The 6,404-nt window shown below is 42.3% G+C and carries 6 protein-coding genes and 1 pseudogene; 5 read left to right on the forward strand and 2 right to left on the reverse strand.

The window, feature by feature from the left end; genetic code table 11:
- Window positions 1-90: 90 nt before the first annotated feature.
- Both V7K73_RS25235 and V7K73_RS25240 read left to right on the forward strand, forming a co-directional pair.
- Window positions 91-789 carry a DevA family ABC transporter ATP-binding protein gene (locus V7K73_RS25235; RefSeq protein WP_334884110.1) on the forward strand — a complete coding sequence of 233 codons (699 nt, stop codon included), beginning with the start codon at window positions 91-93 and terminating at the stop codon, window positions 787-789.
- A gap of 411 nt (window positions 790-1,200) precedes the next feature.
- Complete coding sequence (locus V7K73_RS25240) at window positions 1,201-2,730, forward strand: YifB family Mg chelatase-like AAA ATPase (protein WP_334884111.1); 1,530 nt, start codon at window positions 1,201-1,203, stop codon at window positions 2,728-2,730.
- Window positions 2,731-3,110: 380 nt separating this feature from the next.
- Here the strand turns inward: V7K73_RS25240 and V7K73_RS25245 are convergent, their stop codons facing one another.
- Window positions 3,111-3,638: a type I restriction endonuclease gene (locus V7K73_RS25245; RefSeq protein ID WP_334884113.1), complete on the reverse strand. Its 528-nt coding sequence runs from the start codon at window positions 3,636-3,638 to the stop codon at window positions 3,111-3,113.
- Between the two features lie 428 nt (window positions 3,639-4,066).
- On the opposite strand from V7K73_RS25245, the gene V7K73_RS25250 reads away from it, so the two are divergent.
- Window positions 4,067-5,083, forward strand: a complete 1,017-nt coding sequence (locus V7K73_RS25250; RefSeq protein WP_334884115.1) for a YihY/virulence factor BrkB family protein — start codon at window positions 4,067-4,069, stop codon at window positions 5,081-5,083.
- A gap of 156 nt (window positions 5,084-5,239) precedes the next feature.
- Complete coding sequence (locus tag V7K73_RS25255; protein ID WP_334884120.1) at window positions 5,240-5,791, forward strand: DUF421 domain-containing protein; 552 nt, start codon at window positions 5,240-5,242, stop codon at window positions 5,789-5,791.
- A 93-nt stretch (window positions 5,792-5,884) separates the two neighbouring features.
- Here V7K73_RS25255 and V7K73_RS25260 read toward each other — a convergent pair.
- Window positions 5,885-6,154 (reverse strand): annotated as a pseudogene (locus V7K73_RS25260) (RNA-guided endonuclease TnpB family protein); the annotation flags it as partial.
- A 38-nt stretch (window positions 6,155-6,192) separates the two neighbouring features.
- Between V7K73_RS25260 and V7K73_RS25265 the strand changes: the two are divergent.
- Window positions 6,193-6,366, forward strand: coding sequence for a CopG family transcriptional regulator (locus tag V7K73_RS25265; RefSeq protein ID WP_334884117.1), 174 nt, complete (start codon window positions 6,193-6,195; stop codon window positions 6,364-6,366).
- Window positions 6,367-6,404 lie beyond the last annotated feature (38 nt).

A 6,404-nucleotide genomic window follows, 5' to 3' on the forward strand; every position in this document is an offset into this window, starting at 1 on the left:
TAGATACAGTATAAAGTTTTGATTTTCTTTAATTCACGTTCCTTATCCAATTGCAAATCTAAAATCTAAAATTTAAAATCTAAAATTAGTATGTCTCCTGTAATCACTGTTAAAAATCTTGACCACTATTTTGGTCATGGGCAACTTCGCAAGCAAGTTCTTTTTGATATCAACCTAGATATTAACGCTGGCGAAATTATTATTATGACTGGGCCTTCTGGTTCTGGTAAAACTACACTTCTCACCTTAGTCGGCGGCTTGCGTTCTGCCCAATCCGGCAGTTTGCAGATATTGGAACAAGAACTGTGTGGCGCTAAGAAAAGACAACTTACCCAAGCGCGACGCAGTAACGGTTATATTTTCCAAGCGCATAACTTGCACGGTAGCTTAACAGTACTCCAGAACGTCAGAATGGGCTTGGAAGTGCATAATAATATTTCGCCGGCAGAAATGAAAATCCGGTCAGCCGAAATGTTAGAAGAAGTAGGATTAGGGCATCGCCTGAATTATTATCCTGATGATTTATCTGGGGGACAAAAACAAAGAGTTGCGATCGCTCGGGCGTTGGTCGGTCGTCCTAAAATTGTCTTAGCAGATGAACCCACCGCCGCCCTTGACAGTAAATCGGGACGAGATGTGGTCAACCTGATGCAAACCCTAGCTAAAGAACAGCATTGTACCATTCTTTTAGTTACTCATGACAATCGCATTCTAGATATTGCCGATCGCATCGTCTACATGGAAGATGGCAAGTTAATAAATGACAGTGCTGTTGTTGCAGCCGGTTAGGTTGGTTACGCAGAAGAGATCCCCAACCCCCGATAAATTGGGGGCATTCGATTCTAATTCCCCCCTTAAAAAGGCTACGTTGTACACATAAGTCATCTAATTATCTCCCTGTCCTGACGGACATCCCTCTCCGAACTCACGGAGAGGGACAGGTTTTGCACAAGCAAAACCAGGGTGAGGTTTCTGTCGGCTATTCGATAAACCGTAAATTGCGTCAACAGAGACGTACACGGTAGCTTAAAAAGGGGGGTTAGCGTTAATTTGTAATGAGCAATGCTGTGCTACCGCGTGGTCTATTTACCTGAAAATTGGTCTAACTATTTTGCTGAAAAAATCGTCTCTGTAGTTTCACTAATGCCAATGTAGCGACTCATCTGCTAGAGATTTGAAAGGTTTACTGTTATATAATAAATGCTTGCCAGAGTTTGGAGTGCATCAATTGTGGGCATCGATGCCGTCAAAGTCGGCGTAGAAGTCGATGTCTCAGGGGGATTACCGGGAATTGTTGTCTTAGGACTGCCAGATTCAGCAATTCAAGAATCACGAGAAAGAGTCAAAGCAACGCTGAAGAATTCAGGTTTCGCTTTTCCCATGCGAAAAATTGTGATCAATTTGACTCCGGCAGATTTACGCAAAGAAGGCCCCTGTTTCGATTTACCTATTAGTGTGGGAATTTTGGCGGCTTCTGAGCAAGTTAGCGCTGATTTGTTGGGAGATTATCTATTTTTGGGCGAAGTCTCTCTGGATGGCAGTTTGCGCCCGGTGGCTGGTGTTTTGCCGATCGCAGCAGCAGCCCAAAAGATGGGAATTGCAGGTTTAGTTATCCCTGCTGATAATGCTCAAGAAGCAGCAGTGGTTCAAGACTTGGCTGTTTACGGTTGCAAACATCTGTCTGATGTAGTGGATTTTTTAAATAATCCCGGACGTTACAAACCTGTGCAAATTGATGATACAACCGAGATAACAACAGTATCTTACCCTGGCGCAGATTTGCATGATGTCAAAGGACAAGCTCATGCGCGTCGTGCTTTAGAAATTGCTGCTGCTGGTGGACACAATTTAATTTTTGTCGGCCCGCCTGGTAGTGGGAAAACCATGTTAGCACGCCGCTTATCAGGAATTTTACCGCCCCTAAGTTTTGCGGAATCTTTGGAAGTGACTCGCATTCATTCGGTAGCTGGTTTATTAAAAAATCGTGGTTCATTGGTACGCGATCGCCCTTTTCGCAGTCCTCACCACTCAGCATCCGGGCCTTCTCTGGTTGGTGGCGGTAGCTTTCCTCGTCCTGGGGAAATCTCATTATCTCACAGGGGCGTGCTGTTTCTCGATGAACTCACGGAATTTAAACGCGATGTTTTAGAATTTCTGCGTCAACCTTTAGAAGATGGCTATGTGACAATTTCCCGTACCAAACTATCGGTAATGTTTCCCGCGCAGTTTACTTTGGTGGCGAGTACCAATCCCTGTCCTTGCGGTTACTATGGCGATACCATCCAACAATGTACTTGTTCTCCCCGTCAACGCGAGCAATATTGGGCAAAACTTTCTGGGCCGTTGATGGATCGAATTGATTTACAAGTTGCAGTGAATCGCTTGAAACCAGAAGAAATTACCCAACAGCCTACCGGAGAAGCATCAATAACAGTCCTAGAACGAGTCCAACAAGCAAGCGATCGCGCAATTACCCGTTTCCAAGGAGAAGCAAATCTGCGTTGCAATGCCCACATGCAGAGTCGTCATCTCCAGAAATGGTGCAAATTAGATGATGCTAGCCGCAATTTATTAGAAATGGCAATTAGAAAACTAGGTTTATCAGCAAGAGCCAGCGATCGCATTCTCAAAGTAGCACGAACTATTGCAGATTTAGCAGGAGAAGATGAGTTAAAAACCAATCATGTAGCAGAAGCTATCCAGTATCGCACAATCGATAGAATGCAGTGAAACGGCGGTTAGAAATTACACCCTATTTCAATACAGTTTAGTTAAGCATTTCTTTCTTCTCTCGGTGTCCTCTGTGCCTCTGTGGTTCGTTAAAAAAATTGAATTTAACAAAGGATTTTAGCCTGATACCAATTCTGTATGAAGATGCCCTAAAGCATATTTAAGTACAAGAAAGAAAAACGAACCGCAAAGTCCGCAAAGAACACAAAGAAAGAAAGAAGAAGTTAAGAGGGTTTGGCGCAGCCTCACAAAGAAATGGTATTAACTGAACCGTATTGCACCTTATTTTATGAATTGCTTCAAAATACTCAGCGCTTTACTTTTGCAGCCCTTTTTGCAAAGTGCCTAAAATTTACAGCGAAACATTTTTCAAACATCCTCTAAGACGCAGCACAAATCAACTCACCAATACGCTTGAGAATTTGCAAAACGGCGTACAATTCTCTCGCGGATGCAAACGGAGCAAAGACCCTTGAAAAATCGTAATGTGGTGTATTTGTTTGCGTCACTTTCACAAATAAAATATCGTCTCCATTCGTCACCATTCCAAACACAGGTTGATTGGGGTTGGGGTTAGCCATCATATAAGCTAGGGCTTGCGGTACAGCCGCCCAAACTGACAGTGTGGTTTTTTTCGACTCCAACACCATCACCCACAACTGCTCTTGTAACACTAAAACATCAATCCGTCCGCACAGTATTTCCTCGCCATCATCTAGCACTAGTTCCACCGATGATTCAGCCTTAATTCTGAAAGGAGGATCGTAAAATCCAGAGAGTGCAAGTATTGGTGATACCAACAATAATATGACTGTCCCTTCTAGTAAATCACCTCCGGCCCGGTGATAAAGATACCTACGCCGCACGATATCCACAGAGGCTTTTTCCGCTTCTGTAATTTCAGACAATCCCTGATACTACTCTGGGAAAAATTTCTCGTCTTCAACACGGACAAAACCGAATCGATTTTTTGCATCCTCAAGAGTAATAATTGCTTCTGTAATTGCTCCCGTCTGTGTCATTGCTTCTAGGTAAAAATTGCTTTACTAAGTAGGTAGGCAAGATAAAATCAAACTATGTAACGAAAAGTAAAATCTCTGTATTTGGCTCGTAGTTGCGCTTTAGCGCTAAAGCGCAACTACGAACCAGTGATGATTATTTGCGCCCACTTACTTAGATTATGGCTAATTGGCGCGATCGCATTGTCATATCACAATAAAATTCTAAATTCCTCCTCAAGAATCCTTCAAAAACCCCCTTGGGAGGATGCCTCTACTTATGAAATCAGTATCAAATATATCAGGAAGTAAGCGATATCCTTAAGGAGACTGATTGGATGAATGTGCAGGCAATTGGGAAGTTATTACAAGAGACATTCAAAGAATGGAGTGAGGATAAAGCCTCACGGTTAGCGGCGGCGCTAGCTTATTACACGATTTTTTCGATCGCACCATTGCTAATTATTGTAATTGCGATCGCAGGGGCAGTATTTGGAGAAGAAGCGGCAAGAGGGCAAATCGTTGGAGAAATTCAAGGTTTAGTCGGCCGAGATGGCGCAGGGTTTATCCAAACAGCCATTAAAAATGCTCACAAACCACAAACAGGAGCGATCGCTTCTATTATTAGTGTTGTAGTTCTCCTAGTGGGTGCTACTGGTTTATTTACCGAGTTGCAAGATTCCCTCAACACAATTTGGGAAGTGAAACCGAAACCCGGACGCAATGTAACTAACATGATTCGTCTACGGGTTTTGTCCTTTGCAATGGTAATCGGAATTGGCTTTTTACTTTTAGTTTCTCTGGTAATTAGTACAGTATTAGCAGCATTAGTAACATACTTTAGTAACTTGGTGCCAGGTGTCGATTTTATCTGGCATATTCTCAATTTCATCCTCTCTTTTGCCATCACTACGTTTCTATTTGGACTCATTTTTAAAGTTCTACCAGATGTCGAAATTGCTTGGAGTGATGTTTTAATTGGAGCTATGCTCACCTCCTTTTTGTTTTCTATCGGGAGATTTTTGTTAGGACAATATTTAGGTAATGGCAGTTTTGGTTCAGCCTATGGTGCAGCTGGTTCACTGGTGGTAATCTTAGCTTGGGTTAACTATGCCGCGCAGATTCTTTTCTTCGGTGCGGAATTTACCCAAGTTTATGCCAGAAGGTACGGTAGCGGTATAACCCCATCTAAACATGCTATACCTTTATCTGATAACACGAAAAATAATGGTAAGGCTCCAACGGGGCAATCGTCCACTAATAAGAAGTCTTCTTCTAACTTGATTAATCGCTTGTTCCAATCTTTCAATAAACCCAAGCGCTTAAAGCAGAAAAGAAAAAATCAGCGATTTTAATTCCTTAATCCGGGAATTATATGTTTATAAATCTGATAGACGTTGAAGTATTTAACCTCTAATAAAAGTCAGTTTTATGAAATAAGACCACAGATAAATAACCTGATACTGGATTTTTTCCAGAAGTCTATTCAGAAAGGAAGAAAATCAGTGCTAATGGAAAAATGGTTTTTTATCAATTGGCAGGCAATCTTTATTCCTAGCATCAGCATCTTTGAGTTAATTATCCGTGGTTCGCTGGTTTATTTAGCGCTGTTCTCAGTGCTACGCGTGCTTCCTAGCCGACAACTAGGAACACTAGGAATCACTGATTTACTCGTAGTTGTGCTATTTGCTGAAGCTGCCCAAAATGCTATGGCGAGTAATTATACATCGATTACTGAAGGCGCTATCTTGGTAGGAACTGTGATTTTTTGGAGTTACTTGCTGAACTGGTTAGGTTACAGAATCCCCCAGTTTCAACGTTTTCTGAATCAGCCACCACTGCTACTAATAAAAAATGGTCGGATGATTGAGCGTCATTTGCAACGAGAGTTAATTACAGAGGATGAGTTGATGAGCAAGTTACGCCAGCAAGGTGTGGAATTTTTAGCAGATGTGAAGTTTGCATATATGGAGGCTGACGGCAGCATTAGTATCATCACCTTCGACTCTAAAACTAGTCCCGTCCCTGAGCAAAAAGCAATAGTAAAAAGCGATATACATTAATTAAACTTTGACATACTCCCCGCCCTACAAGGGCAGGGATTCTAGGCTCAAACAGCAACCGCAGTCTCAGACCGACTTACATCACCTAACCCGATGTTTGAAAAACAACTGGTAAGCTTTCTCGATGCGTTGACAGATATCCTGCACTCCTTGAGAACCAACCGACTGCCAAAACTCATTACACTTACGCAGTTTGGCAATATGAGACTGAAGTTTGCTGCAATTCAAGTGTTTTCCCCACATTCGATAATAACGTCTGTGGAGAGCAATACATTTGTTATAGATCACCCCAGCAGCATTAATTGACCGTTTGAGGTATCTATTTCGCCTGTGTTGGTACAACTTAAACTTCAGTGTTTTCATGCTAAGATTCTACCATAAATAGACGGCATTATGACGGCATGAAAAAATTAACCATCCGATGTTCCGATGAGGAATACAGCATCCTTGTAGAATATTGCCAACAAACAGATCGCACTCACAATGATGTACTCAGAGAATTAATTCGGAAGCTCAAGAAAAGTAAACTCAACGAGGTTGTCACCAACCCCGTTGGTCTTCAAAACCGTGCGTGAGACTTTCACCTCACACGGCTCCTCAATGACTCGGCACG

This window comes from Nostoc sp. (assembly GCF_036916975.1).
GTDB lineage: Bacteria > Cyanobacteriota > Cyanobacteriia > Cyanobacteriales > Nostocaceae > Nostoc.

Excerpts from the sequence above, each read along its gene's own strand:
- V7K73_RS25235 (WP_334884110.1), top strand. The coding sequence starts at position 91 with ATGTCTCCTGTAATCACTGTTAAAAATCTTGACCACTATTTTGGTCAT.
- V7K73_RS25240 (WP_334884111.1), top strand. The coding sequence starts at position 1,201 with ATGCTTGCCAGAGTTTGGAGTGCATCAATTGTGGGCATCGATGCCGTC.
- V7K73_RS25250 (WP_334884115.1), top strand. The coding sequence starts at position 4,067 with ATGAATGTGCAGGCAATTGGGAAGTTATTACAAGAGACATTCAAAGAA.
- V7K73_RS25255 (WP_334884120.1), top strand. The coding sequence starts at position 5,240 with ATGGAAAAATGGTTTTTTATCAATTGGCAGGCAATCTTTATTCCTAGC.
- V7K73_RS25265 (WP_334884117.1), top strand. The coding sequence starts at position 6,193 with ATGAAAAAATTAACCATCCGATGTTCCGATGAGGAATACAGCATCCTT.